General features: G+C 70.7%; 26 protein-coding genes and 1 pseudogene. 16 read left to right on the top strand and 11 right to left on the bottom strand.

The genetic code is table 11. The features are described from left to right. Positions 1-488 (top strand): annotated as a pseudogene (locus VQ03_RS01145) (4-(cytidine 5'-diphospho)-2-C-methyl-D-erythritol kinase); the annotation flags it as partial. A 169-nt stretch (positions 489-657) separates the two neighbouring features. On the opposite strand, the gene VQ03_RS01150 reads toward VQ03_RS01145, so the two are convergent. Beyond that, the gene (locus tag VQ03_RS01150) at positions 658-1,698 is read right to left on the bottom strand and encodes a polyprenyl synthetase family protein (RefSeq protein WP_048449018.1); all 1,041 of its coding nucleotides are present in this window, start codon (positions 1,696-1,698) and stop codon (positions 658-660) included. A gap of 205 nt (positions 1,699-1,903) precedes the next feature. On the opposite strand from VQ03_RS01150, the gene VQ03_RS01155 reads away from it, so the two are divergent. Together VQ03_RS01155 and VQ03_RS01160 are read left to right on the top strand one after the other, a co-directional pair. Then, entirely contained in the window at positions 1,904-2,128 is a 225-nt protein-coding gene (locus VQ03_RS01155) for a putative signal transducing protein (protein ID WP_048449019.1), read from the top strand. 44 nt (positions 2,129-2,172) lie between these two features. Beyond that, the gene (locus VQ03_RS01160; RefSeq protein ID WP_048449020.1) at positions 2,173-2,961 is read left to right on the top strand and encodes a tRNA1(Val) (adenine(37)-N6)-methyltransferase; all 789 of its coding nucleotides are present in this window, start codon (positions 2,173-2,175) and stop codon (positions 2,959-2,961) included. 5 nt (positions 2,962-2,966) lie between these two features. Here VQ03_RS01160 and dprA read toward each other — a convergent pair whose 3' ends face one another. The 5 genes from dprA to VQ03_RS01185 form a co-directional block, all read right to left on the bottom strand. Beyond that, positions 2,967-4,169, bottom strand: coding sequence for a DNA-processing protein DprA (gene dprA, locus VQ03_RS01165; protein ID WP_048449021.1), 1,203 nt, complete (start codon positions 4,167-4,169; stop codon positions 2,967-2,969). 56 nt (positions 4,170-4,225) lie between these two features. Beyond that, positions 4,226-4,825, bottom strand: a complete 600-nt coding sequence (gene plsY / locus VQ03_RS01170) for a glycerol-3-phosphate 1-O-acyltransferase PlsY (protein ID WP_048449022.1) — start codon at positions 4,823-4,825, stop codon at positions 4,226-4,228. Beyond that, positions 4,825-6,120, bottom strand: coding sequence for a dihydroorotase (locus VQ03_RS01175; protein WP_048449023.1), 1,296 nt, complete (start codon positions 6,118-6,120; stop codon positions 4,825-4,827). The genes plsY and VQ03_RS01175 overlap by 1 nt, the downstream gene beginning before the upstream one ends. Continuing rightward, positions 6,117-6,527: an endonuclease domain-containing protein gene (locus VQ03_RS01180; RefSeq protein WP_048449059.1), complete on the bottom strand. Its 411-nt coding sequence runs from the start codon at positions 6,525-6,527 to the stop codon at positions 6,117-6,119. Before VQ03_RS01180 ends, VQ03_RS01175 begins: the two co-directional genes overlap by 4 nt. A gap of 240 nt (positions 6,528-6,767) precedes the next feature. After that, positions 6,768-7,715, bottom strand: coding sequence for an aspartate carbamoyltransferase catalytic subunit (locus VQ03_RS01185; RefSeq protein ID WP_048449024.1), 948 nt, complete (start codon positions 7,713-7,715; stop codon positions 6,768-6,770). 200 nt (positions 7,716-7,915) lie between these two features. On the opposite strand from VQ03_RS01185, the gene topA reads away from it, so the two are divergent. Continuing rightward, positions 7,916-10,690 (top strand): type I DNA topoisomerase, encoded by a 2,775-nt coding sequence (topA, locus tag VQ03_RS01190; protein ID WP_048449025.1) that lies wholly within the window; start codon positions 7,916-7,918, stop codon positions 10,688-10,690. A gap of 263 nt (positions 10,691-10,953) precedes the next feature. On the opposite strand, the gene ruvX is transcribed toward topA, so the two are convergent. Next, positions 10,954-11,448, bottom strand: a complete 495-nt coding sequence (gene ruvX / locus VQ03_RS01195; RefSeq protein WP_048449026.1) for a Holliday junction resolvase RuvX — start codon at positions 11,446-11,448, stop codon at positions 10,954-10,956. A 110-nt stretch (positions 11,449-11,558) separates the two neighbouring features. Between ruvX and VQ03_RS01200 the strand changes: the two genes are divergently transcribed. The 11 genes from VQ03_RS01200 (at position 11,559) to VQ03_RS01250 (ending at position 19,536) form a co-directional block, all read left to right on the top strand. Then, on the top strand, positions 11,559-12,260 hold the full coding sequence (locus VQ03_RS01200) for a metal-dependent hydrolase (protein ID WP_048449027.1): 702 nt from the start codon (positions 11,559-11,561) through the stop codon (positions 12,258-12,260). 149 nt (positions 12,261-12,409) lie between these two features. Beyond that, positions 12,410-12,883: a hypothetical protein gene (locus VQ03_RS01205; protein ID WP_053078351.1), complete on the top strand. Its 474-nt coding sequence runs from the start codon at positions 12,410-12,412 to the stop codon at positions 12,881-12,883. 110 nt (positions 12,884-12,993) lie between these two features. Next, positions 12,994-13,281, top strand: a complete 288-nt coding sequence (gene gatC / locus VQ03_RS01210; protein ID WP_048449028.1) for an Asp-tRNA(Asn)/Glu-tRNA(Gln) amidotransferase subunit GatC — start codon at positions 12,994-12,996, stop codon at positions 13,279-13,281. 61 nt (positions 13,282-13,342) lie between these two features. Further along, positions 13,343-14,836: an Asp-tRNA(Asn)/Glu-tRNA(Gln) amidotransferase subunit GatA gene (gatA, locus tag VQ03_RS01215; protein WP_048449029.1), complete on the top strand. Its 1,494-nt coding sequence runs from the start codon at positions 13,343-13,345 to the stop codon at positions 14,834-14,836. Between the two features lie 41 nt (positions 14,837-14,877). Then, entirely contained in the window at positions 14,878-15,141 is a 264-nt protein-coding gene (locus VQ03_RS01220; protein ID WP_048449061.1) for a hypothetical protein, read from the top strand. An 87-nt stretch (positions 15,142-15,228) separates the two neighbouring features. Further along, positions 15,229-16,701, top strand: coding sequence for an Asp-tRNA(Asn)/Glu-tRNA(Gln) amidotransferase subunit GatB (gatB, locus tag VQ03_RS01225; protein WP_048449030.1), 1,473 nt, complete (start codon positions 15,229-15,231; stop codon positions 16,699-16,701). A gap of 182 nt (positions 16,702-16,883) precedes the next feature. Continuing rightward, positions 16,884-18,032: an oxidoreductase gene (locus tag VQ03_RS01230; protein ID WP_048449031.1), complete on the top strand. Its 1,149-nt coding sequence runs from the start codon at positions 16,884-16,886 to the stop codon at positions 18,030-18,032. Between the two features lie 364 nt (positions 18,033-18,396). Further along, positions 18,397-18,606, top strand: coding sequence for a cold-shock protein (locus VQ03_RS01235; RefSeq protein WP_048449032.1), 210 nt, complete (start codon positions 18,397-18,399; stop codon positions 18,604-18,606). An 88-nt stretch (positions 18,607-18,694) separates the two neighbouring features. Then, complete coding sequence (locus VQ03_RS01240) at positions 18,695-18,916, top strand: hypothetical protein (protein WP_048449033.1); 222 nt, start codon at positions 18,695-18,697, stop codon at positions 18,914-18,916. Between the two features lie 3 nt (positions 18,917-18,919). Further along, positions 18,920-19,303 (top strand): DUF6481 family protein, encoded by a 384-nt coding sequence (locus VQ03_RS01245; RefSeq protein WP_048449034.1) that lies wholly within the window; start codon positions 18,920-18,922, stop codon positions 19,301-19,303. Between the two features lie 35 nt (positions 19,304-19,338). Continuing rightward, complete coding sequence (locus tag VQ03_RS01250) at positions 19,339-19,536, top strand: hypothetical protein (RefSeq protein ID WP_048449035.1); 198 nt, start codon at positions 19,339-19,341, stop codon at positions 19,534-19,536. Positions 19,537-19,613: 77 nt separating this feature from the next. Here the strand turns inward: VQ03_RS01250 and VQ03_RS01255 are convergent, their stop codons facing one another. Further along, positions 19,614-19,859: a hypothetical protein gene (locus VQ03_RS01255; protein ID WP_048449036.1), complete on the bottom strand. Its 246-nt coding sequence runs from the start codon at positions 19,857-19,859 to the stop codon at positions 19,614-19,616. A 319-nt stretch (positions 19,860-20,178) separates the two neighbouring features. On the opposite strand from VQ03_RS01255, the gene VQ03_RS01260 reads away from it, so the two are divergent. Then, complete coding sequence (locus tag VQ03_RS01260) at positions 20,179-20,871, top strand: DUF2490 domain-containing protein (RefSeq protein WP_048449037.1); 693 nt, start codon at positions 20,179-20,181, stop codon at positions 20,869-20,871. Here VQ03_RS01260 and VQ03_RS01265 read toward each other — a convergent pair whose 3' ends face one another. The 3 genes from VQ03_RS01265 to VQ03_RS01275 are packed head-to-tail and all read right to left on the bottom strand — an operon-like array spanning position 20,872 to position 24,406. Continuing rightward, positions 20,872-22,017: an acetyltransferase domain-containing protein gene (locus VQ03_RS01265; protein ID WP_048449038.1), complete on the bottom strand. Its 1,146-nt coding sequence runs from the start codon at positions 22,015-22,017 to the stop codon at positions 20,872-20,874. Further along, on the bottom strand, positions 22,014-22,271 hold the full coding sequence (locus VQ03_RS01270) for a hypothetical protein (RefSeq protein WP_048449039.1): 258 nt from the start codon (positions 22,269-22,271) through the stop codon (positions 22,014-22,016). The genes VQ03_RS01265 and VQ03_RS01270 overlap by 4 nt, the downstream gene beginning before the upstream one ends. Next, positions 22,271-24,406, bottom strand: a complete 2,136-nt coding sequence (locus VQ03_RS01275) for a TonB-dependent siderophore receptor (RefSeq protein ID WP_048449062.1) — start codon at positions 24,404-24,406, stop codon at positions 22,271-22,273. The genes VQ03_RS01270 and VQ03_RS01275 overlap by 1 nt, the downstream gene beginning before the upstream one ends. Positions 24,407-24,579 lie beyond the last annotated feature (173 nt).

Here is a 24,579-nt window from a genome sequence, read left to right on the forward strand (position 1 = left end):
CCCACCGCCGCACCGGCGCCGACGTGCCGGTCTGCCTCGATCCGCGGGCCCGGATGATGCGCGGCGCCGGCGAGGCGGTGGGTCCTGCCCTCGCCCTGCCGGCCATGCCGGCGGTGCTGATCAATCCCGGCGTGCCGGTCGAGACGGCGCCGGTTTTCCGCGCCCTCGGGCTCAAGGTCGGCGAGGCGCATCCCCGCGCCGCGGAGGTCCATCCCGAGATGGCCGGCGGCGAGGATCTCGGTGCCCTGATCGCCCGCATCGCCCCGGCCCGCAACGACCTGGAGGCCCCTGCCCTGACGGTCGCGCCGGTGATCGGCGACACCCTGGCGGCCCTGCGCGACCAGCCGGATTGCCGCCTCGCCCGGATGTCGGGCTCCGGCGCCACGGTGTTCGGGCTGTTCGGCCACCGCTCGGCGGCCGTCGCCGCGGCGCGGGCGATCGCGGCGGCGCAGCCGGGCTGGTGGGTGCGGGCGACGCTGCTGCGGTAGGCAGTGCCGCGCGTCCTCGCCCGTGCCGGCTCGATGGGTCAGGACGGGCGGAGACCTGCGAGCCCGGCAGGTTCCACACGCGCCGAACTTTCCGCGACCCCGTCCCGAGGTTGCAGGTGGGAGCCCGACTTGAAGGGCTCGACGCGACTGGGCGGAGCGGTCCCCGCTCCTACCGCGCCCGCGCGATGCAGAAATCCACCGCTTCCAGCAGCGCCTGCTTCATCGGCGAGGCCGGGAACAGCGCCAGCGCGTCCTTGGCCATGGCGCCATAATGGCGGGCGCGCTCGATCGTGTCCTCGAGGGCGCGATGGCGGCGCATGATCGCGATGGCCGCGTCGAGGTCGCGGGGATCCTCGATCTCCTGGCGCTCCAGGGTGCGGCGCCAGAACGCACGCTCCTCCTCGCTGCCGCGGCGGAACGACAGCACCACCGGCAGGGTGATCTTGCCCTCGCGGAAGTCGTCGCCGACATTCTTGCCGAGATCGGCGCTGGTGCCGCCGTAATCGAGGGCGTCGTCGACGAGCTGGAAGGCGATGCCGAGATTCATGCCGTAGCTGCGGCAGGCGGCGATCTCGGCCTTCGGGCGCTCGGCGATGACCGGGCCGACCTCACAGGCGGCGGCGAACAACTCGGCCGTCTTCGCCCGGATCACCGCCAGATACTCGTCCTCTGTGGTCTCGGTGCTGCGGGCGGCGGTGAGCTGCATCACCTCGCCCTCGGCGATCACCGAGGCGGCCGACGAGAGAATGTCGAGGGCGCGCAGCGAGCCGACCTCGACCATCATCTTGAAGGCCTGGCCGAGCAGGAAGTCGCCGACGAGGACGCTGGCCTCGTTGCCCCACTTGATCCGCGCCGCCACTTTGCCGCGGCGCATGTCGCTCTCGTCGACCACGTCGTCGTGCAGGAGTGTCGCGGTGTGCATGAACTCGACGCTGGCGGCGAGCTTCACGTCGCCGTCGGCGTGTTCGCCCTTCGCCGAGCCGTAGCCCGACAGGGTGGCGGTCGCGAGGGTCAGGATCGGGCGCAGGCGCTTGCCGCCCGAGGAGATCAGGTGGTTGGCGACCTCCGGGATCATCGTCACGTCGGAGCCGGTCCGCGACAGGATCATCGCGTTGACGCGCTCCATCCCGCCCGCCACGAGCCCCACCAGGGCATCGAGGCTGGCCTCCGGATCGGAAGGTCTATCTTGGAGGGGAAGTACGACGCCCACGCCCGCGCGATCTCCTCAGAGCCGCCCCGAACCGCGGGGCTCCTCGATCTACTCCCGCCCCCTTTGGCATGCGAGCGCCCCCGGCGGCAACACGCAAGCTGCCGCAAGGCCCGGAAGCCGGCGCCCCGGCCCGGCCGTGCGGCGCAACCGGCACGCTTGTGTGGTATGGCAGCCGCGATCCGAGCAGGGACCCGCGTGCCGCACCATGATCGAGCTGATCCGCACCAACGACCTCGTCCTGATCGGCTTCGCGGAATCGCTTCTCACCGGCGCCGAGATCCCGGTTCTGGTGGCCGACAACCACATCAGCATGATGGAGGGGATGATCGGCGCCTTCCCGCGCCGGCTGCTGGTGCCGGAGGACCATGCCCGCCAAGCCCGGCGCATCCTCACCGATGCGGGCCTCGCCCACGAGCTGCGTCACCCATGAGCGGAGCGGGAGAGTCGGCCAAGAGCGAAGCGGGAGAGGCGGCCATGAGCGAAGCGGGAGAGGCGGTCAACAGCGAAGCGGGCGAGGCGCGCCCGGTGGCCGAATCCTGGCTCGGCGGGCGCCTCACCTTGCGCCAGCCGCCCCGGGGCGCCCACCGGGCCGGGACCGACGCGGTGCTGCTCGCGGCCGCGGCCGGCGCGCGGGCCGGCGAGACGATTTGCGACCTCGGCGCCGGCACCGGGGCGGTCGGGCTCGCCGTCGCCCGCGCCTGCCCGGAGGTTCGGGTGATGCTGGTCGAGCGCGACCCGGAGGCCGCGGCGCTCGCCCGCCTCAACGCGGAGGAGAACGGGCTCGCCGACCGCGTCCGTGTGATCGAGGCCGACGTGACGGGGCCGGGCCGCGCGCGCCGCGCCGCCGGGCTCCTGCCCGATTCGGTCGACCTGCTCCTGACCAACCCGCCCTTCTTCGAGGCCGGCCGCCACCGCGCCTCGCCGGTGGCGGTGCGCGCCGCGGCGCACGGGTTCCCGGAACCCGGCGGGTTGGAGGCCTGGCTGCGCACCTGCGCCGACCTCCTGCGCCCCGGCGGCCGGCTGGTGCTGATCCACCGGGCCGATGCGCTGCCCGCCTGCCTCGACGCCCTGGCCGGCCGGTTCGGCGGGCTCACGGTCACGGCGGTCCAGGCGCGGGCGGAGACCGCGGCGATCCGGGTGCTGGTGGCGGGCGTGCGCGGCAGCCGCGCGCCGTTCACCCTGGCGCCGGCCCTGGTGCTGCACGGGCCGGACGGGCGGTTCACGCAGCGCGTGGAGGCGATGCATCGGGGTGGGACGGTCTAACCGGGTCAGCGCAGCGACACCGCCCCGCCCGGATGCCGCCAGATCTTCCCGTCGAGTTCCAGCTCCATCAACAGGCCCTGGACCACCCGGGCCGACATCCCGGCCTGCCGCGCCAGGGCGTCGACCGGCACCGGCGACGGACCGAGGAGTTCGAGCAGGACGGCCTGGTCGTCCCGCAGCGCCGGCCGCGCCGGGGCCTCGGAGGCGGGGTCGTGGTCGAGGGGGCTCTGCGCCGGCTCGGCGGCCATGGCGGTGATCGGCTCGGCGGAGAAGTCGATCTCGTCCCAGTAGAGGGTGGGCTCGGGCCGGTCCGCCGCGTCCTCGGCTCCCGTCTCCGGCGCAGGACCGCCGATCAGCGGGGTCAGCACCGCCATCACGTGCTCGGGGGCGGCGCAGAGCGTGGCGCCGTCGCGGATCAGGTCGTTGGTGCCCTCCGCCCGCGGATCGAGGGGCGAGCCGGGCACGGCGAAGACCTCGCGGCCCTGCTCCAGGGCGAAGCGGGCGGTGATGAGCGAGCCGGAGCGGCGGGCCGCCTCGACCACGATCGTGCCGAGGGACAACCCCGAGATGATGCGGTTGCGGCGCGGGAAGTCGCGGCCGCGCGGCTCCCAGCCCATCGGCATCTCGGCGACGACCGCGCCGCCCGAATCGAGGATCCGCGTGACCAGCTCCTCGTGCTCGGACGGGTAGATCCGGTCGTGCCCGCCGGCCAGGACCGCGACGGTGCCGCTCGACAAGGCCGCCTTGTGGGCGCGGGCATCGACGCCGCGGGCCAGCCCCGAGACGACCACCAGCCCCTCATGGCCGAGCGCGTGCGACAGGCGCTCGGTGAAGGTGAGGCCGGCCGCGGACGCGTTGCGCGAGCCGACGATGGCGACGGCGGGCCGCTTCAGGCAGGCGGCGTCGCCGCGGATCGCCAGGAGCGGCGGCGCATCGGCGGTGGCCTGGAGCGGCAGGGGGTAGTCGGGCTCGCCCATCGCCACGAACCGGATTCCGAGGCGGGCGGCGGCCGCGATCTCGCGCTCGGCCTCGGCCTTGGTGGTGACCCGGATCGGCTTGGCCCGGGCCTTGGCCAGGCCCGGCAGGGCTTTCAGCGCCGCGCCGGCCCCGCCGAAGCGGTTCACCAATCCCCGGAAGGTGCGCGGCCCGATACCCTCCGAGCGGATCAGCCGGAGCCAGTCGAGGCGTTGCGCGTCGCTTAACTGCAAGACCCTCTCTCCCTCAAAGGTCCGTCGAACCTTGGGTGAGGGTCGTTGTTAGACCTTCAGCCCTTCTGCCCGATGCGCCCCTCCGTCCCCGCGGCGAGGCGGCGAATGTTGGGCGCGTGCTTCCACCATAGCAGCAGGGCGAGCACGCAGAACAGCACGGCGAGGCGCCCCTGCCCGAACGCCCACAGGGCGGCCGGAGTGGCGGCGGAGGCCGCCAATGCCGAGGCCGAGGAGTAGCGGAGCAAGGCGGCGAGGCCGAGCCAGACCACGGCGAAGACCAGCACCCCGAGGGGAAACAGCCCGAGCAGCACGCCGATGAAGGTGGCGACGCCCTTGCCGCCCTTGAAGCCGAGCCAGACCGGGAAGAGATGGCCGAGGAAGGCGCCGAGGCCGGCGGCGAGCGCCGCCTCCGGGCCACCGAAGCGGGAGGCGATCAGCACCGCGGCGGTGCCCTTGAGCGCGTCGCCGAGCAGCGTCGCCGCCGCGAGGCCCTTCCGGCCGGTGCGCAGCACGTTGGTGGCGCCGATATTCCCCGAGCCGATCGCCCGCACGTCGCCGAGGCCGGCCAAGCGCGTGAGGATCAGCCCGAAGGGGATCGCGCCGAAGAGATAGCCGATGCCGAGCCAGAGGGCGATCTGCGTCCAGTCCGGCGCCATCAGCGCGTCTCCTCGTGGCGGTGGACGATGCGGCCGGCGACCATGGTGAGGGAGGCCTGCCCCTGCAGCCGCGCCTCGTCGAAGGGCGAGTTCTTCGAGCGCGACTTGAGCTGCCGCTTGTCGAGCACGTAGGGCGCGTCCGGGTCGATCAGGACGAGGTCGGCGGGCGCGCCGGGGGCGAGACGCCCGGTCTCGCGGCCGAGCACCCGCGAGGGGGCGGCCGACAGGGCGGCGAGCAGCCGCGGCAGCGCGATGTCGCCGGCGTGCACAAGGCGGAGCGCGGCGGCGAGCAGCGTTTCGATGCCCAGCGCCCCGTCGGCGGCCTCGGCGAAGGGCAGGCGCTTGGTCTCGACGTCCTGCGGGTTGTGGTCGGACACGATCACGTCGATCACGCCCTCGTTGAGCGCGGCCACCACCGCCTGCCGGTCGGCTTCGGTCCGCAAGGGCGGCGAGAGCTTGCAGAAGGTGCGGTAGTGGCCGATGTCGTTCTCGTTCAGCACCAGGTTGTTGACCGAGACGCCGCAGGTGACCGGCAGGCCCGCCTCCTTCGCCCGCCGCACGATCTCGACCGAGTCGGCGCAGGAGATCATCGCCGCGTGGTAGCGCCCGCCGGTCAGGCGCACGAGGCGGATGTCGCGCTCGAGCAGGATCGTCTCGGCCTCGCGCGGAATGCCGTGCAGGCCGAGCCGCGAGGCCATCTCGCCCTCGTTCATCACCCCGTCGCCGACCAGCGTCGGCTCCTCGACGTGCTGCATCAGGAGCACGCCGAAATCGCGGGCATAGGTCAGCGCCCGACGCATCACCTGGGCGTTGGTGACCGCCTTGAGCCCGTCGGTGAAGGCGACGGCGCCGGCTTCCGTGAGCAGGCCGAACTCGGTCATCACCTGGCCGGCGAGGCCCTTGGTGATGGCGGCGGCCGGCAGCACGTGGGTGCTGGCGGTGTCGCGGGCGCGGCGCAGCACGAAGTCGACGATCGCCGGCTCGTCGATCGGCGGGTTGGTGTCGGGCATGCAGACCAGGGTGGTCACGCCGCCGGCGGCGGCGGCGGCGCTGGCGCTCGCCAGGGTCTCGCGGTGCTCGGCGCCCGGCTCGCCCACGAAGGCGCGGAGATCCACGAGGCCGGCGGTGAGCACCTGCCCGCCGCACTCGATCACCTCGGCGCCTTCGGGCACGGATGCGGGGGTGCCCCAGTGGATGTCGGCGATCGATCCGTCGCGGACGAGGACCGCGCCCGGGCCTTCGCGGCCGCTGGCGGGGTCGATCAGGTGGGCGTTGGTGAGGAGGAGTGTGGTCATGGATTAGGCCGCTTGGGGTTCGGCGGAAGCATGGCGGAGCGTTGCTCGACTGCGACGAGCACGGCGTCGAGCGCGCGCTGAGGGTTGCCGAGGAAGGCTTCGTTCGTGAACCGCATGATCTCAAAGGCTTGGGCGCGAAGCCAGGCATCCCGGGCCGCGTCGCGCTTGCGGCGCTCGGTTGTCTCGTGCGGCTCGCCGTCGAGTTCGACGATCAACCTGGCCGCAGGGCAGAGAAAATCGACGATGAAGGGAGTGATGGGAACCTGCCGCTTGAACTTGTGACCGGAGAGACGGCCGGCGCGGACCTGGCTCCAGAATAAAGCTTCCGCGCGTGTGGAGAGGGAGCGCTGGTCCTTTGCAAAGTCTCTGAGTCGTTCGGAGACCGGATTTCGCTTCTCTTGCTCCATCCACCCCTCCTCAAGCTCGCCGTCCCTGAACCCTCCCCCCTCTGCGGGGGAGGGTGCCCCGCGCATGCGGGGCGGGAGAGGGGAACCACGTTTCCGGATGACGCGGAACCGTTCTGAAGGGCGCCAGGTCTTGAAGCGTCGCGCTGCCCCTCTCCCGGCTCACTCCGTTCGCCACCCTCCCCCGCAGAGGGGGGAGGGTTGGACCGTGGCGCCCTTCTCGAAAGTTACCCCCTTGATGCGTCACGCGTTCGGCAGGTGCGTCGCCAGCGCCTCCAGCACCGCCATCCGCACCGCGACCCCCATCTCGACCTGTTCCCGGATCAGCGACTGCGCGCCATCCGCGACCTCGGACGAGATCTCGACGCCGCGGTTCATCGGGCCCGGATGCATCACCAGCGCATCGGGCTTGGCGTGGCGCAGCTTGTCGCCGTCGAGGCCGAAATACCGAAAGTACTCCTTCACCGAGGGCACGAAGGAGCCGTTCATCCGCTCGCGCTGGAGCCGCAGCATCATCACGATGTCGGCGTCCTTGAGCCCCGCCCGCATGTCGGTGAAGACCTCGACGCCGAAGCGCGCGAGCCCCGGCGGCAGCAGCGTCGAGGGGCCGATCACCCGCACCCGGGCGCCGAGCGCCATGAGCAGGATGATGTTCGAGCGCGCCACCCGCGAATGCAGGACGTCGCCGCAGATCGCGACCTGGAGCCCCTCGATCCGGCCCTTGTTGCGCCGGATGGTCAGGGCATCGAGGAGCGCCTGGGTCGGGTGCTCGTGGGCGCCGTCGCCGGCATTGACCACCGAGCAATCGACCTTGCGGGCCAAAAGATGCACCGCGCCGGCCTGGTGGTGGCGCACCACGATGATGTCGGGGCGCATCGCGTTCAACGTCGCGGCGGTGTCGATGAGGGTCTCGCCCTTCTTCACCGACGAGGAGGCGACCGACATGTTCATCACGTCGGCGCCGAGGCGCTTGCCGGCCAGCTCGAACGAGGACTGGGTCCGCGTCGAGGGCTCGAAGAACAGGTTGATCTGGGTGCGTCCGCGCAACGTCGTGCGCTTCTTCTCGACCTGGCGGCTGATCTCGACGGCCTCGTCGGCACGGTCGAGGAGCGCCACGATGTCGAGGGGCGAGAGGCCCTCGATGCCGAGGAGGTGGCGGTGCGGGAAGCCGGGGGGTGCCTGGGTGCTCATCCTGAGCACAGGGCTATAGGATCCGCGGAAGCGGGCCGCAAGGACGGCTTGAGGAACGCGCGGGGATCATCGGCGGTATTTGACAACCGCCGCGTCATCACCCACTTGTCCGCTTCGCCGCACGAAAATCCGCGCCGGCCGCCCCGCACAAGTTGAAGCCCGATCTGCCGCGGTGTGCTCTTCGAAGAGGCAGCCCGTCCATGAAAGTCGTCGTCGTCGAGTCGCCCGCCAAAGCCAAGACGATCAATAAATACCTCGGCAGCGACTACGAGGTGCTGGCCTCGTTCGGGCATATCCGGGATCTTCCGGCGAAAGACGGCTCGGTCGATCCCGAGCAGGACTTCCATATGCTGTGGGAGCTGGAGGATCGTGGGGCGAAGCGCGTCGCCGAGATCGCGAAAGCCGTGAAGGGCGCCGATACCCTGATCCTGGCGACCGACCCGGACCGCGAGGGCGAGGCGATTTCCTGGCACGTGCTGGAGGCGCTGCAAGCGAAGAAGGTGCTCAAGGACGTCGCGGTCGAGCGCGTCACCTTCAACGCCATCACCAAGGATGCGGTCGAGACCGCGATGGCCCAGCCGCGGGCGATCGACCAGGCCCTCGTCGATGCCTACCTGGCGCGCCGCGCGCTCGATTATCTCGTCGGCTTCAACCTCTCGCCGGTCCTGTGGCGCAAGCTGCCGGGCGCCCGTTCGGCAGGCCGGGTGCAGTCGGTGGCGCTCCGCCTCGTCTGCGACCGCGAGCGCGAGATCGAGACCTTCAAGCCGCGGGAATACTGGTCGATCGTCGCCACGCTCAAGACCGAGAGCGGGGCGGTGTTCGAAGCCCGGCTCGTCGGCGCCGACGGCAAGCGGATCCAGCGCCTCGACGTCGGCAATGCCGAGGAGGCCGAGGCCTTCCGGCGCGACCTGGAACTCGCCACCTTCACGGTCGCCTCGGTCGAGGCCAAGCCCGCCAAGCGCCACCCGCAGCCGCCCTTCACCACCTCGACGCTCCAGCAGGAAGCCTCGCGCAAGCTCGGCCTCGCGCCGGCCCAGACCATGCGGGTGGCGCAACGCCTCTACGAGGGCGTCGAGATCGGCGGCGAGACCGTCGGCCTCATCACCTACATGCGGACCGACGGTGTCGACATGGCGCCGGAGGCGGTGGCACAGGCGCGCGAGGTGATCGGCGCCGAGTACGGCGACGCCTACGTGCCGGGGGCGCCGCGCAAGTACAGTGTCAAGGCCAAGAACGCGCAGGAGGCCCACGAGGCGGTGCGCCCGACCGATCTCGGCCGGCTGCCGAAGGAGGTCGCCCGCACCCTCGATCCCGAGCAGGCCAAGCTCTACGAACTGATCTGGATCCGCACGGTGGCGAGCCAGATGGAATCGGCGGAGCTGGAGCGCACCACCGTCGAGATCGCCGCCCAGGTCGGCCCTCGCCGCATCGATTTGCGCGCCACCGGCCAGGTGGTGAAGTTCGACGGCTTCCTCACCCTCTACCAGGAGGGCAAGGACGACGAGGAGGACGAGGAATCTCGCCGCCTGCCGCCGATGCGCAAGGACGACGCGCTGACCCGCGAGCGCATCGCCGCGACCCAGCACTTCACCGAGCCGCCGCCGCGCTACTCCGAGGCGAGCCTGGTCAAGCGGATGGAGGAGCTGGGGATCGGCCGGCCCTCGACCTACGCCGCCGTGCTCCAGGTCCTGCGCGACCGCGAATACGTCAAGATCGACAAGAAGCGCCTGGTGCCGGAGGACAAGGGCCGGATCGTCACCGGCTTCCTCGAGAGCTTCTTCCGCCGCTACGTCGAGTACGACTTCACCGCCGATCTCGAGACGCAGCTCGACCGGGTCTCGAACGCCGAGATCGACTGGCGGGCGGTTTTGCGCGATTTCTGGCGCGACTTCTCGGCGGCGATCGCCGGGACCAAGGAGCTGCGCACCGCGGAGGTGCTGGAGGCGCTGAACGGCTTACTCGCCGAGCACATCTTCCCGGCCAAGGCCGACGGCTCGAACCCGCGCGCCTGCCCGAACTGCGCCAGCGGCCAGCTCTCGCTCAAGCTCGGCAAGTTCGGCGCCTTCGTCGGCTGCTCGAACTATCCGGAGTGCAAGTATACCCGCCAGCTCAACGCGACCGGCCTCGATGGCGACGGCGAGGGAGCCGGCGAGGGCGGCCAGCCCGGCGTGCGGGTCCTCGGCGACGATCCCGAGACCGGCCTGCCCGTGACCCTGCGCGACGGCCGCTTCGGCCCCTTCGTGCAGCTCGGCGAGGCCTCGGCCGAGAAGGGGGCGGAGAAGCCCAAGCGCTCCTCGCTGCCCAAGGGCTTGTCGCCGTCGGCGGTCGATCTGGAGAAGGCGCTCAAGCTCCTCTCGCTGCCGCGCGAGGTGGCGCGCCATCCCGAGACCGGCGAGCCGATCCTGGCCAATATCGGCCGCTACGGGCCTTACGTGCAGCACGGCAAGACCTACGCCAATCTCGGCAAGGACGACGACGTGCTGGAGGTCGGCGCCAACCGCGCCATCGACCTGATCGTCCAGAAGGAGCAGGGCGGCGGGCGTCCGGCGCAGGATCCGGGCCGCGTGATCGGCACCGCGCCGGATACCGGCAAGCCGGTCACCGTCAAGGCCGGCCGCTACGGACCCTACGTCACCGACGGCGAGATCAACGCCACCCTGCCGAAGGGGGCCGACGCCGAGGCGGTGACCCTCGACGAGGCGTTGCGCCTGATCGCGGCCCGCCGCGAGGCCGGGGGCGGCACGAAGAAGAAGGCGGGCGCGCGGAAAGCCGCGGGCAAGACCACGAAGGCCACGAAGACCGCGGCGAAGGACAAGGCTGAGGTCACGGCATCCGGCGAGGATGGCGCGGACGCGAAGCCGAAGCCGGCCGCGCGCAAGACGGCGGCGAAGAGTGCGGCGGTGAAACCGGCCGCCAAGAAGGCACCGGCGAAGAAGCCGGCGGCCAAGGCGGCCAAGAGCGCGGCCGGCGAATAGGGCGCACCGGCCCAACCCTCCCCCCTCTGCGGGGGAGGGTGCCCCACGGAGTGGGGCGGGAGAGGGGAACCACGCTTCCGGATCAAGCGGACCCGTTCTGACGGGCGCCCTCTGGATCAGCGTCGCGCTGCCCCTCTCCCGGCCCCTGCTGACGCAGGGGCCACCCTCCCCCGTCCCAAGTCGGGCTTGCCCGACTTGGGCACAGGGATGCGGAACTCGGGCAAGCCCGAGTTCCGTGGGGGGAGGGTTCGGGTGCGCCGCCCCTATCCTTCCGGGAAATCCTCCCCGTCCTCGCGCAGCCCGTCGAGCACGTCGAGGCAGCCTTGCAGGATGTAGGCCGCCGCGAGCTTGTCGACGAGTTCGCCGCGCCGCGCCCGGGAGGCATCGGCCTCCAGCAGGGTTCGCGTGACGGCGGCCGTCGACAGGCGCTCGTCCCAGAACAGCACCGGCAGGGGCAGGATCGGCTTGAGGTTACGGACGAAGGCCCGGGTCGATTGCACCCGCGGGCCCTCGCTGCCGTCCATGTTGAGGGGAAGCCCGACCACCAGCCCGCCGACCCCGTGCTTCGTCGCGATGGCCGCCAGGGCCGCGGCGTCGGCCGTGAACTTGACCCGCTTGATCGTCTCCAGCGGCGAGGCGATCCGGCGCTGCACGTCCGAGAGGGCGAGCCCGATGGTCTTGGTGCCGAGGTCGAGCCCGAGCAGGCGGGCGCCGCCGCGCGATTCGGCCGCGAAGGCCGCGATCGTCTCCCGGTTCACGGCCGGCCTCCGCGCGTTAGGTAGGCGTTGCCGGCCCCGCCCCGCCGCAGCGTCCGGGCGGCCGGCCGCCGCGTCCCGTTCCTAAAAATCCTTCGCCCGGAGATTGTCCGATGCGCATCACCTGGTTCGGCCATTCCGCCTTCCGCCTCGATTTCGGCTCTTCCCACGTGTTGATCGATCCGTTCTTCAGCGGCAACCCAGCCTTCGCGGGCGACCGCAAGGCGGCGACCGAGGGCGCGACCCACATCCTGGTCACCCATGGCCATGGCGACCATGTCGGCGACACGGTCGAGATCGCCGCCGAGACCGGCGCCAAGGTCGTCACCAACTACGACCTGTGCATGTGGCTGTCCTCGAAGGGCGTGACGCAATTCGAGCCGATGAATACCGGCGGCACGGTCGACGCCGGCGGTTTCAGGGTCAGCCTGGTGCGGGCCGACCATTCCGCCGGCATGAGCGAGGCCGGGGTGACGGTGCCGCTCGGGCAGCCGAACGGCGTCATCGTGCGGGCCGAGGGCGAGCCCACGATCTACCACATGGGCGATACCGACATCTTCGGCGACATGGCGCTGATCCAGGAGATCTACCGCCCCGACGTGCTCATGGTGCCGATCGGCGACCGCTTCACCATGGGCGCCGAGACCGCTTCGCTCGCCGTGAAGCGCTTCTTCCAGCCCAAGGCCGTGATCCCCTGCCACTACGGCTCCTTCCCGATCGTCGACCAGAGCGCCGACCGCTTCGTCGCCGCCCTCGACGGCAGCGGCGTGCAGGTGATCGTGCCGCACAAGGGCACCGCCGTCACGGTGCAGTAGAGCCGCGCCGCGTCCGCCCTCCCCGGGGGCGGGCGCGAGGAGCCGGGGCCGGGCGGCAACATTAAGGTTAACAAGAGGTTGACATGGCGGGGCCGGGCCGGCGGGATTAACGAGACGTTAACCTGCCGTCTTCCCGCTGCGAGGTCGCCGTGGCCGCCGTCATCCTTCCCTTCGCGCTCGCCACCGGACGGCAGCAACGCGCGCCCCTCCTGGGGCCGGCCCCGCGGCTGCAGGGCTGGATGACCCTCGACCTCGACGGGGCCTTGAGCCCGCTGCGGGGCCCGCTGCCCGCCGCCATCGGGAGCTTCGCGCCGGGCGGAACCGCCGGGCCTCGCCGCCGCGTGCCGGCGGAGGCGATCCTCGCGATCGGCCGCCGGGCCCGCCGGACCGCGAACCGTCCGGCCGCGCGGGACACGTTCCCTGTCCGAGCCCTCCCCCCGACGCCCGCACGCGCAACGATGCCGCGCAAGCACAGGCTGATGCTGCTGACCGCCGTCGCGGTGCTCTATTCCGGCGGGATGGAGGCGCGGCGGAACTGGAAGCCGCGGGCGGTGCTGATCGAGGCGCCACAGAGCCGGGCCCACGCCATCGCGGCGTTGCCGCTGCGGATCCCGGCGGCCTGAGCGCCCCGCCCGTTGCGGCAGCGCGAAAGCCGGTGCTATAGCGCCCGGCGGCCGTGAACCGGTCGCCGGGCGCTATGGCCCGGTCCCTCGCTTGTCCGAACGGAGTGCCCATGTCGGTCGACGCCAAGACGGTCCGGCGCATCGCGCACCTGGCGCGGATCGCAGTCACCGACGACGAGGTGGCGCCGCTCCAGGACGAGCTCAACGCCATCCTGTCCTTCGTCGAGCAGCTCGACGCGGTCGACGTGTCGGGCGTCGAGCCGATGACCTCGGTGACCCCGATGGCGATGAAGAGCCGCGAGGACGTGATCACCGATGGCGGCCATGCCCGCGAGATCGTGTTCAACGCGCCGCTGACCGAGGACAACTATTTCCTGGTGCCGAAGGTCGTCGAGTAACCTCGACCCACTTCGAGAGCGCACCCATGGCGGCCGACAGGCCGCGACAGGACGGACGATCGTGAGCACCAAGCCGGCAGACCTGACCGACCTCACCCTGGCGCAGGCCCGCGACGGCCTGCGGGCCAAGGACTTCTCCGCCCGGGAACTGACGCAGGCCCACATCGCGGCGATCGAGAAGGCCCGCGTGCTCAACGCCTACCTGCTCGAGACGCCCGACCGGGCGCTGGCCATGGCCGACGTCGCCGACCAGAAGCTCGCCGCCGGCGAGGCCCGGCCGCTCGAGGGCCTGCCGCTCGGCATCAAGGACCTGTTCTGCACCCACGGGGTGACCACCACGGCGGGCTCGAAGATCCTCGAAGGCTTCCAGCCGCATTACGAATCCACCGTCACCCACAATCTGTGGCGCGACGGCGCGGTGATGCTCGGCAAGCTCAACCTCGACGAGTTCGCCATGGGCTCGTCGAACGAGACCAGCGCCTTCGGCCCGGTGATCTCGCCCTGGCGTCGCAAGGATTCCGACACCAAGCTGGTGCCCGGCGGCTCGTCGGGCGGCTCGGCCGCCGCGGTCGCGGCCCGCCTGTGCCTGGGCGCCACCGCCACCGATACCGGCGGCTCGATCCGCCAGCCGGCGGCCTTCACCGGCACGGTCGGCATCAAGCCGACTTACGGCCGCTGCTCGCGCTGGGGCACCGTCGCCTTCGCGTCGTCCCTCGACCAGGCCGGCCCGATCGCCCGCACGGTGCGCGACACCGCGATCCTGCTGACCTCGATGTCCGGCCACGACGACAAGGACACGACCTCGGTCAATCTGCCTGTCCCCGATTTCGAGGCCGCGGTGAATCGCGGCGTCAAGGGCCTGACCATCGGCATCCCGAAGGAGTACCGGGTCGACGGCATGCCGACCGAGATCGAGCGCCTGTGGCAGCAGGGCGCCGACTGGCTGCGCGACGCCGGCGCCAAGGTGGTCGAGGTGTCGCTGCCGCACACCCAATACGCGCTGCCGGCCTACTACATCGTGGCCCCGGCCGAGGCCTCCTCGAACCTCGCCCGCTACGACGGCGTCCGCTACGGCCTGCGCGTGCCGGGGCGTGACATCGTCGGGATGTACGAGGGGACCCGCGCCGCCGGCTTCGGCCGTGAGGTCAAGCGCCGGATCATGATCGGCACCTACGTGCTCTCGGCCGGCTATTACGACGCCTATTACGTCCGGGCGCAGAAGATCCGCACCCTGATCAAGCGCGACTTCGAGCAGGTCTACGCCTCGGGCGTCGACGCGATCCTGACCCCCACCACCCCGTCCGCCGCCTTCGGCTTCGGCGAGAAGGCGAAGGCCGATCCGGTCGAGATGTACCTCCTCGACGTGTTCACCGTGACGGTGAACATGGCGGGTCTCCCGGGCCTCGCGGTGCCGGCGGGTCTCGACGCGCAAGGTCTGCCGCTCGGCCTCCAGCTCATCGGCCGCCCCTTCGACGAGGAGACGCTGTTCGCCGCGGGCCAGGTGATCGAGGAGGCGGCGGGCCGCATCGCCCTGCCGCAGGCGTGGTGGGCGTGAACCACCCGACCGTCCCCTATTACCCGCCCGAAGTCTGGATCATGGCGGCATTCGACCCCGTCCTGATCGGGCTCGCGCTCTATCTCGGCTGGAAGGCGGATCAGTTCGGCAAGGTGGTGCTCGTCGCGATGATCGCGCTGGTCGCCTCGGTGCTGGTGTCGTGGGTGCTGACCGGGATCGGCGTGCCGTGGCCGGCGCCGATCGGGCGCGAACTCCCGACCTTCTTCCCCGTGCGCACGGCGGCGGCGGTGATCTACGCGATCATCGGCTACACCGCCCGGCGGACGATCGCGCCGCGCGCTTGACGGCTTCGCGCCGCCCTTCCTACTAGGCATGAAACCGTCCCCTCTCCCGCGGGAGAGGGGAGCTCGTGCGAGAGACAGAAGACCCTCATGAACGCTCCCGTGAACCCCAAGAAGCTGATCAAGGGCGCGCTGGGCGACTGGGAGGTGGTGATCGGCATGGAGATCCATGCCCAGGTCACCAGCCGCTCGAAGCTGTTTTCCGGCGCGCCGACGGCCTTCGGGGCCGAGCCGAACGACAACGTCTCGCTGGTCGACGCCGCGATGCCCGGCATGCTGCCGGTGATCAACCGCGAATGCGTCGCCCAGGCGGTGCGCACGGGCCTCGGGCTCAAGGCGCAGATCAACCACCGCTCGGTGTTCGACCGGAAGAACTACTTCTACCCGGACCTGCCCCAGGGCTACCAGATCAGCCAGTACAAGAGCCCGATCGTCGGCGAGGGCGAGGTGCTGGTCGACCTGCCCGACGGCGAGAGCATCCGGGTCGGAATCGAGCGCCTGCATCTGGAGCAGGATGCCGGCAAGTCCCTGCACGACCAGCACCCGACGATGAGCTTCGTCGACCTCAACCGGTCGGGCGTGGCGCTGATGGAGATCGTCTCGAAGCCGGACCTGCGCTCGTCGGAGGAGGCCAAGGCCTACGTGACGAAGCTGCGCACCATCCTGCGCTATCTCGGCACCTGCGACGGCGACATGGAGAAGGGCAATCTCCGCGCCGACGTGAACGTGTCCGTCCGCAAGCCCGGCGACCCCTTCGGCACCCGCTGCGAGATCAAGAACGTCAACTCGATCCGCTTCATCGGCCAGGCGATCGAGGTCGAGGCGCGGCGCCAGATCGCCATCATCGAGGATGGCGGCACGATCGACCAGGAAACCCGCCTGTTCGACCCGAACAAGGGCGAGACCCGCTCGATGCGCTCGAAGGAAGAGGCGCACGATTACCGCTACTTCCCCGACCCGGACCTGCTGCCGCTCGAATTCGACCAGGCCTTCGTCGATGGTCTGGCCGCCGGCCTGCCCGAGCTGCCCGATGCCAAGAAGGCCCGCTTCATCGAGTCCTACGGCCTGTCGCCCTATGACGCGACGGTGCTGGTGGCCGAGCGCGCCTCCGCCGACTATTTCGAGGCGGTCGCCAAGGGCCGCGACGGCAAGATCGCCGCGAACTGGGTCATCAACGAGCTGTTCGGCCGCCTGAACAAGGAAGGTAAGTCGATCGAGGACAGCCCGGTCTCGGCCGGCCAGCTCGGCGCGATCGTCGATCTCATCGGCGACGGCACCATCTCGGGCAAGATCGCCAAGGACGTGTTCGAGATCGTCTGGAGCGAGGGCGGCGAGCCGCGCCAGATCGTCGAGAGCCGGGGCCTGCGCCAGGTGACCGATACCGGCGCCATCGAGGCGGCGATCGACCAGATCATCGCCGCCAACCCGGACAAGGTCGAGCAGGCCAAGGCCAAGCCGACCCTGCTCGGCTGGTTCGTCGGCCAGACCATGAAGGCCACCGGCGGCAAGGCCAACCCGGCGGCGGTGAACGCCCTGCTCAAGGCGAAGCTCGGCATCGAGTAGCGAAGCCCCGACGGCGCCCGCGTGAGCCCTCCCCCCTCTGCGGGGGAGGGTTCAGCTGCGTCGTGCCTCTTCCCGCGGCGGATCGCCGTCGGCGCTCCCGCTCCCTTGCCGGCCCATGCCCCGGCTCCATACCCTCGCGAGCGGCCTCCCGGCGGGACGGCCCGCCCCTCCCGCGAGGCCGCATGCCCGACCTGTTCAGCCCCTTCACCCTGAAGGACGTCACGCTCCGCAACCGGATCGCGATGTCGCCGATGACCATGCATCGCTCGGTCGACGGGGCGATGGGCGACTACCACGTCATGCTCTACGGCTCGCGGGCGGCGGGCGGGTTCGGGCTGGTCTTCCCCGAGCAGATCGCCATCACCCCGGAGGGGCGCACCACAAGCGCCTGCGCGGGCATCTGGGACGATCGCCACGTCGAGGGCCTCGCCCGGGTCACCCGCATCATCCGGGAGATGGGCGGCGTGCCGGCGATCCAGCTCGGCCATACCGGGCGGAAGGGCAGCGAGCAGAAACCCTGGGAGGGCAAGCGGCAATTGCCGCCGGACCACCCCGACGGCTGGCAGCTCAAGGCCCCCTCCCCGATCTCCTATGGTGGCCGCTACACCTACCCGGTCGAGGAACTGACGGTCGAGGAGATCGCCGGCATCCACCGCGCCTACGCCCAGGCCGCGCGCCGGGCGCTCGACGCCGGGTTCGAGTGGCTGGAGATGCACTTCGCCCACGGCTATCTCGGCGCCAGCTTCTTCTCGCCGCTCGCCAACCAGCGCACCGACCGCTACGGCGGCAGCCTCGACAACCGGCTGCGCTTCCACCTCGAGGCGCTGGACGCCGTGCGGGCGGTGTGGCCCGAGCGCCTGCCGCTGACCATGCGGCTCGGCTCCGACGACCTCCACCCGGACGGGGTGCAGTTCGACGAGGCGGTGGTGGCCGTCGGCCGGATGAAGGCTCACGGCCTCGACCTCGCCGATCTCTCGATCGGGTTCAACACCGACGAGATGACCGATCCGCCCTTCGCCCGGATGTCGTTCATGGTCGAGCGCGGCGCGCGGGTGCGGCGCGAGGTCGGGATCCCGGTCGGGGTGAGCTGGAATCTCGGCCTGCCGGCGATCGCCGACCAGGTGATCCGCGACGAACTGATCGACCTCGTCTTCCTCGGCCGGCCGGCCCTGTCGAACCCGCATTGGCCGGTCTGGGCGGCCCGGGAGCTGTCGCATCCCGACCCGTTCGCGCTGGTGCCGGAGGATTGGGGTTGGTGGCTGCGCAACTTTCGCGCCCACGAGGCCTGCATCGGCTGGCCCGCCCCGGCGGAGCGTCCCGGTGCCGCCTGAGCGAACCCGGATCGGGACCGCACCGAGAGATGCGGGTCTTGCCCGCTCCCTCGGGCCAGGCTCGGATTCGTGAGCGCCGGCAGCGCCTTGATCGATCGATTTGTGCCCGTTCCAGCCGAGGTTTCGAGAATTTTTCCAGTCTTTCCGGGGGTCATCGCAAATATTTTTGCGACAGGCTTGCGTTCTCGCATTGCTTCATTTAATGATGGTGGATCGATTGTTGGCCTGATTACCGAGCCTCTCCGCCGCGCTTCCGTCGGCGCATGCTCTGCCACTCGCTCCAAATCCGTCGATTGATTCGAGCCTTGGCGCTGCCGACAGCGCGCCGAGCTCCACCCTACGCTTGCAGATCATGGATACGACAATGACTATCGGCACCGTGAAGTGGTTCAACGTCCAGAAGGGTTTCGGCTTCATCCAACCGGATGACGGCGGCAAGGACGTGTTCGTGCACATCTCCGCCGTCGAGCGGTCGGGCATGCAGACTCTCTCGGAAGGACAGAAGATCTCCTACGAGATGGAGACCGACCGGCGCAGCGGCAAGCAATCCGCCGGCAACCTGCGCGCCGCGTAACGGCCCAGCGATCGGCATGCGGATGGTTTCATCCGCATGCCCTGCCCTGCGCCACGGCGCAGGCCCGACCTCCAACGGATCATCCTGAGTGAATTTCACCTTCAGTTCGCATCCCGCTGCCCCTGGCGCGGCGATCGAGCCCGCCACGTTTCAGGTGCAGCAGATCTGGCAGCAAGTCGACGATGAGAGCCGCGAGGTCAGCCACCTGATCGACCGGACCTACCGCTACCACTCGGTCCGGGAGCTGCACTGGCATCTCGCCGACCGGTTCTCCCGCCCGATCCGCTCCCTCGCCCTGAGCCGGGTCTGAGCCATGGGCAAGTTCAAGGAAGCGCCGCTCGGCGATCGGCTGGGCTCCGCCCGTGCCGCGCGGCAAGCCACGCTTGCGCGGTTCCAGGCGCGGACCACCGAGGACGATCCGGCCCTCGTCGCCCGGCGCGCCGCGCGGCAGGCGATCGCCGCGGCGCGGACCACCCGTCTCGCCGAGCGCGAGGCCGAGCGGGCCGAACAGGACGCCGCGCGGCTCGCGCGGGAGGCCGAAGCGAGGGCCGAGGAAGGCCGCCTGCGCGAGATCGCGGCAGCCGAGGAGACGGAGCGCGTCGCCGAGGCCGCGCGGGCCGCCGAGATGCGGCAGGCCGAGCAGAAAGCCGCGCGCGATGCCCGCTATGCCGCCCGCAAGGCGCGCCAGCGGGGCTGATCGGCCCGCCCACTCACCATCGAAGGATTGGCGCGATGACCTACAAGTTCAAGCTGAATCAGCGCGTGCGGATGGTCCGGTCCGGATCGTCCGACCATCATGTCAGCGACATGGATGCCTTCGAGGTCGTGCGCCTGATGCCGGAAGATCGCAGCGGGGAGGCCGCGTATCGCATCCGGTCGCGGACGGGCGAGCGCGCGGTCCGGGAGAGCGAGATCGTCGCCCTCCCGTAGGCCCGGGCCGTAAGTCCCGGGCAACCTGCGGCAGCGGACAGGGAGCCCGCCGCCGCTGGATCAGGTGATGGGCCGGCTCAGTTGCAGCCTTCCTTATGGACGGTCTTGGAATTACCCATGCCGTCCTCCTTGTGGACGGTCTTCGAGCCGCAATCGACGCTCCCGGTGGTGATGTCGCGATGCTCGACGACTCCCTCGCGATGCTCGACCGCGATGCCGGGCGCCCGGTCGCGATGGATCACGGTGGTCTCCTCGGCCATCGCCGAGGCCGAGAAGCCGGCCAGGATGATCGCAGCGGCGGTGGCGGTGAATACTGTCCGCATGGATGCTCTCCTTAGTTCATCTAGCGCTAACAACTCCCGTGTGGCAGGCGGGTTCCGGCTTTTTCGGGTCGGGCGGCCCGCCGAATAGCCTGCAAGAAAAGCCGTCGACACGCGAGGATATGAGCAGGCGGCGCCCCATTCATGCGCGGCGCGGGGATAGACTGCCAACGCTGCAGACGGTCATGTCTTGCATCTGTGTCTTGCCAGCAACAGACTGGAAACATTGCCGGCTCACCGGCATCAAGGCCCCTCGCCCACGCGTTCGAGGGGAAGGAAACTCACGTCCGGACCCCGCGCGGGCGCACCCGATGGAGCAGGCATGATCGTGGCCGGACGTCTGCTCCCTCTCCTGCCGGCCCTGTGGCTCGCATCCTCGATCCTGCCGGCGGCGGCCCAGGCCGACCATGACGGGCAGCTCTGGATCAACGCCACGGCCTTCGGGAGCGTCGGCTCCTTCGCCTATTTCGCCGAGGTGCAGCCGCGCTTCGGCGACGGCATCTCGCGGCTCGACCAGCTCATCGTGCGGCCGGCGATCGGCTGGAAGATCTCCGACTCCGTCACCGTCTACCAGGGCTATGCCCGGGTCGAGAACACGCCGCTCGGGCAACGCGCCTTCTCGGAGGATCGCAGCTTCCAGCAGGTCGGGTGGGAGATCGGCACCTTCGAGCGCGTGAAGCTCTCCTCCCGCACCCGGTTCGAGCAGCGCTTCCAGACCAACGGCCGCGACACGGGCTTTCGCCTGCGCCAGATGCTGCGCGCCGCAATGCCGCTGACCGAGGAGAAACGTGGCGTCGCGGCCGTGGCCTGGACCGAGGCCTTCGTGGCGCTCAACGACACCGATTGGGGGGCGCGGGCCGGCTTCGACCGGATCCGCACCTTCGTCGGGCTCGAATTGCCGCTGCAGGGCCCGTCGACCCTGGAGGTCGGCTACATGAACCAGACGGTCCATGCGCCGGCCTCCCGGGTGACGATGGATCACATCATCTCGGTGAACGTTTCCCTGCGTCAGTGATCAGAGATAGCTCAGTATCGGGTGCTTGGCCCGCCGCTTCAGCCCGACCATCCAGCGGCAGGCCAGGTAGAGCGGAGGGCCGAGCACCAGCGCGACCAGCCAGAGCTGCGCCGGCGAGCCGAGCTCGACCTTGCCGGAGGGGCCGGTCAGGCCGGCCGCGAAGGCCAGATCGTAGAGCCCGCGCAGCAGCCAGAGATGGACGAGGTAGAAGAACAGCGGCGCGCCGCCGAAGACCCGCAGCCAGGCGAGGCGGGCGGCCGGCAGCGCCTCGAACAGGGCGAGGAGCCAGAGCCCGAGGCCCAGCGTCAGCAGCAGGAAATCGGCCGAGGGCGGGTACTTGGTGACGTTCAGGAACGACAGGATCGTCGTCCCGAGGGTCGAACCGGCCTGCCAGGGCACCGGGTCGCCGTAGCCGTTGAGGCCCCGCAGCACCGTGAAGCCCGCCAGGGCCGCCGCCGCGAGGGCGAGGAGCCGGCGGCGTCTCGCCTCGGGAGCGATCGCGAACCAGGGCCCGAGGACGTAGCCCGCCGCCGCGACGCCGATCCAGGGCAGCACCGGGTAGGAGGTGCGGGCCACGCCCCAGGGCAGGGCGAGGAGGCCGCGCTGGTGCAGGATCGACCACAGGGTGTAGCCGGCCTGGTCGGGCGCGAGCACGATCCCGTCGAGGAGGTTGTGCCCCAGCATGACCAGAGCCGCGACCGCCGCCAGGGCGGGACGCGGCAGCCACAGAAGCCCGGCCAGCGCCATCATGCCGAGCCCGATCGCCCAGATCACCTGAAGGTAGAGGACAGGCGGCAGGATGTGTCCGGTCCAGGCAAGGTTCACCAGGGTGAGCTCGAGCCCGATCAGGAACAGGCCGCGGGTGAGGAGGAAGCGCGACGCCGCGCCCGTGCCGTGCTTGCCCGCATAGAGGCTGGCCGACAGCCCGGTGAGCAGGATGAAGACCGGCGCGCAGAGATGCGAGGTCAGCCGCGTCATCGCCAGGCCGGTCTCGGTGACGCCGAGGTCCATCGGGTCGCGGAGATGGGCGTGGAGGTAGAAGACGTCCCGCACGTGATCGACCAGCATCAGCAGCATGACGAAGCCGCGCAAGGCGTCGATCGCGCCGATGCGGCCGGCCGGCGCGGAGGTGGGGTCGAGCGTCACGAGGTGGTCTCGCAAGGTACCGTCTCGGTGGCGAGGCGGGAGAGGAGACGGCGCACGTCCGGCGGCGTCCAGACCCGGCCGCCGCGGGGCTTTTGCACTCCGCGCCGGGTCAGGGAGGCGGCGATGCCCTCAGGAGTCCCGCCGGCCTCGGCGGTGATGGCAGCCAGCATCGGCGTGAGGTCGCGGCGGTAGCGCCGGGCCCGGGCGGTGGCGGCGTCCCGCCCGGCATCGCCCCTGCGGTGAGCGGCCTGCATCAGAAACGCACCGACAGGGTGCCGGTGAACCGGCGCGGCGCTCCCGGATAGACCCGCAGCGCGCTCAGCGAGCTCTCGTAAGTGGTGGCGTCGAACACGTTCTCGACGTTCAGGCCGAACCTGAAATTCTCCCAGCGATAATAGGCGAGCGCATCGACGGCGATGTAGCCCGGCAGCCGGAAGCCGGTGCCGGCGGCGTCGCCCGCCCGCTCGCCGACGGCACGCACGCCGCCGCCGATGCCGAAGCCATTCCAGAACCCCTCCTGCGCCTCGTGCACGGCGAGCAGGCTGCCCGAGTGGCGCGGCACGTTGATCAGCGGGGCGCCGACCGGCAACACGTTGTCCTTGGTGACGACCGCATCGGCGAAGACGTAGCCGGCCAGGATCTTGACCTCCGGCGAGAGCTGGCCGGCGGCGGTGAACTCGAAGCCCTGGCTGCGCACCGCCCCGGCGGCGAGCGAGAAGCCGGTATTGACGGGATCGGGAGTCAGCACGTTCTGCCGCTCGACCCGGAAGGCGGCGCCGGTGAGGGCCAGGGCACCGCCGAAGAGATCGAGCTTGGTGCCGACCTCGTAGCCGAGGCCGGTCTCCGGCGCGAAGGGGCCGCTCGCCGCCACCGCGAAGGCGTCGGGCCCGGTATTGGGCCGGAAGCTCCTGCCGACATTGGCGTAGAGCGAGAGTTCCGGCAGCGGCTGGTAGACCAGCCCGGCCCGGGGCGAGGCCGCGAAATAGGTCTGGTCGGTCTGGATGCCGGTGGTGCGCTCCCGGAACGCCTGCTCGAAGAAGTCGAACCGCACGCCGACCAGCGCCTTCCATTCCGGGCTCAGCGCGATCTGGTCCTGGGCGTAGAGCGCAGTGTTGGTGAGCTGCTCGAAGCCGTTGGTCTGGAAGGCGTAAGGCGGCAGCGGCCGGCCATAGACCGGGGCGTAGATGTCGAGGGAATAGGGGGTCTGGCGGAAGCGCGAGCGGACCTGCTGGTAGCGGGCATCGGTGCTCTCGCGCTCGAAGCCGAGGAGCAGGGTGTGGCCGATTCCGGCGGTGTCGAAGCGCCCGACCAGCTCGGCCTGGCCGATCGCCACGTCCCAGCGGTAGTTGCGGAAGTTGCGGTCGCGCAGGGCCGTGCGGTTGTCGGCAGCGAGACCGCGCACCTCGACCGCCTCGCCGACGAATGCGCCGGTGTTGAAATAGGTGGCGAGCCGCATCTGCCAGTCGGCGTTGAAGCGGTGATCGACCCGCACCTGCATCGTGTCGCTGGATTGCTCGATGCTCTGGCCCGGCTCGCCGAGGAAGCGCGAGATCGGTAGGAAGCCGAGCTGCTTGTTGATGGCGATGACGCCGCGGTCGAACACGGCGCGGTTGCGGAGGAACTCGGTCTCGACCGTGACCTTGGTGTCGGGGGTGACCTGCCAGCTCACCACCGGGGCGACGAGGAGCCGGTCGCCGTCGACGAAGTCCCGAAAACTGTTCTGGCGCCCGGCGGCGAGGTTGAAGCGGTAGAGGAGCGTGCCGTCCTCGTTGAGCGCGCCGCCGGAATCGATCGTGCCGCGGACCTGCTCGAACGAGCCCCATTGCCCGCCCATCTCGACGAAGCGCTCACGCGTCGGCTGCTTGGTGATGATGTTGACGAGGCCGCCCGGGTCGCTGCGCCCGAACAGGCCGCCGCCAGGGCCTTTCAGCACCTCGATCCGCTCGACGTTCTGGGTATCCTGCTGGGGCGGGAACCCGCGGGCGAGGGGAAAGCCGTTCTTGTAGATCTCCGCCGTCGCCACCCCGCGCACGGCGTAGCCGAGGGGCGAGAGGCCGCCGAAATTGTTCTGCTGCACGATGCCCGGCGTATAGGCCAGGACCCGCTCGACTCGCGTCGCGGCGAGATCGGTGACGACCTCGCGCGGGGCGACGGTGACGATCTGCGGCACGTCGCGCTGGGGCGTATCCGTCTTCGTGCTGCTCACCGCCCGGTCGCCGCGAAAGCCCGGGGTCGGGCCGATCAGGCCGATCGTGCCGGCGGCCCCGGAGAGCGCCGGGAGCACCGGCGCCGCGGGCCGGGGCCCCTCCACCACCACCTCGTCGAGGGCGATGGTCTCCTGCCCCCGCGCCGCATTGCTGGCAAGGCCGACCGCGACGGCGGTCGCCAGGGCGGCGCAGCGGCGGGAGCCGACCGGGGCGGGCACGGGACGGTGGAGCGGCGAACGGCGTTTCACGAAGCATACTCGATTGTTGCTGCGCAGTGCCGCCTCGGGCGAGCGGCAGGCCGCGCCCGCGCTTCGATTGCACCGCAGACGGCCCAGGCGCTCCCCAGGGCCGCACC

The organism is Methylobacterium tarhaniae, assembly GCF_001043955.1.
GTDB lineage: Bacteria > Pseudomonadota > Alphaproteobacteria > Rhizobiales > Beijerinckiaceae > Methylobacterium > Methylobacterium tarhaniae.

Coding starts and splice junctions, on each gene's coding strand:
- VQ03_RS01255 (WP_048449036.1), bottom strand. CDS start 19,859: ATGCGGACAGTATTCACCGCCACCGCCGCTGCGATCATCCTGGCCGGC.
- VQ03_RS01270 (WP_048449039.1), bottom strand. CDS start 22,271: ATGCAGGCCGCTCACCGCAGGGGCGATGCCGGGCGGGACGCCGCCACC.
- VQ03_RS01260 (WP_048449037.1), top strand. CDS start 20,179: ATGATCGTGGCCGGACGTCTGCTCCCTCTCCTGCCGGCCCTGTGGCTC.
- VQ03_RS01230 (WP_048449031.1), top strand. CDS start 16,884: ATGCCCGACCTGTTCAGCCCCTTCACCCTGAAGGACGTCACGCTCCGC.
- plsY (WP_048449022.1), bottom strand. CDS start 4,825: ATGGCGCCGGACTGGACGCAGATCGCCCTCTGGCTCGGCATCGGCTAT.
- topA (WP_048449025.1), top strand. CDS start 7,916: ATGAAAGTCGTCGTCGTCGAGTCGCCCGCCAAAGCCAAGACGATCAAT.
- VQ03_RS01185 (WP_048449024.1), bottom strand. CDS start 7,715: ATGAGCACCCAGGCACCCCCCGGCTTCCCGCACCGCCACCTCCTCGGC.
- gatC (WP_048449028.1), top strand. CDS start 12,994: ATGTCGGTCGACGCCAAGACGGTCCGGCGCATCGCGCACCTGGCGCGG.
- VQ03_RS01200 (WP_048449027.1), top strand. CDS start 11,559: ATGCGCATCACCTGGTTCGGCCATTCCGCCTTCCGCCTCGATTTCGGC.
- gatB (WP_048449030.1), top strand. CDS start 15,229: ATGAACGCTCCCGTGAACCCCAAGAAGCTGATCAAGGGCGCGCTGGGC.
- VQ03_RS01160 (WP_048449020.1), top strand. CDS start 2,173: ATGAGCGAAGCGGGAGAGGCGGTCAACAGCGAAGCGGGCGAGGCGCGC.
- VQ03_RS01250 (WP_048449035.1), top strand. CDS start 19,339: ATGACCTACAAGTTCAAGCTGAATCAGCGCGTGCGGATGGTCCGGTCC.
- VQ03_RS01235 (WP_048449032.1), top strand. CDS start 18,397: ATGACTATCGGCACCGTGAAGTGGTTCAACGTCCAGAAGGGTTTCGGC.
- VQ03_RS01220 (WP_048449061.1), top strand. CDS start 14,878: ATGGCGGCATTCGACCCCGTCCTGATCGGGCTCGCGCTCTATCTCGGC.
- VQ03_RS01180 (WP_048449059.1), bottom strand. CDS start 6,527: ATGGAGCAAGAGAAGCGAAATCCGGTCTCCGAACGACTCAGAGACTTT.
- VQ03_RS01175 (WP_048449023.1), bottom strand. CDS start 6,120: ATGACCACACTCCTCCTCACCAACGCCCACCTGATCGACCCCGCCAGC.
- VQ03_RS01155 (WP_048449019.1), top strand. CDS start 1,904: ATGATCGAGCTGATCCGCACCAACGACCTCGTCCTGATCGGCTTCGCG.
- VQ03_RS01245 (WP_048449034.1), top strand. CDS start 18,920: ATGGGCAAGTTCAAGGAAGCGCCGCTCGGCGATCGGCTGGGCTCCGCC.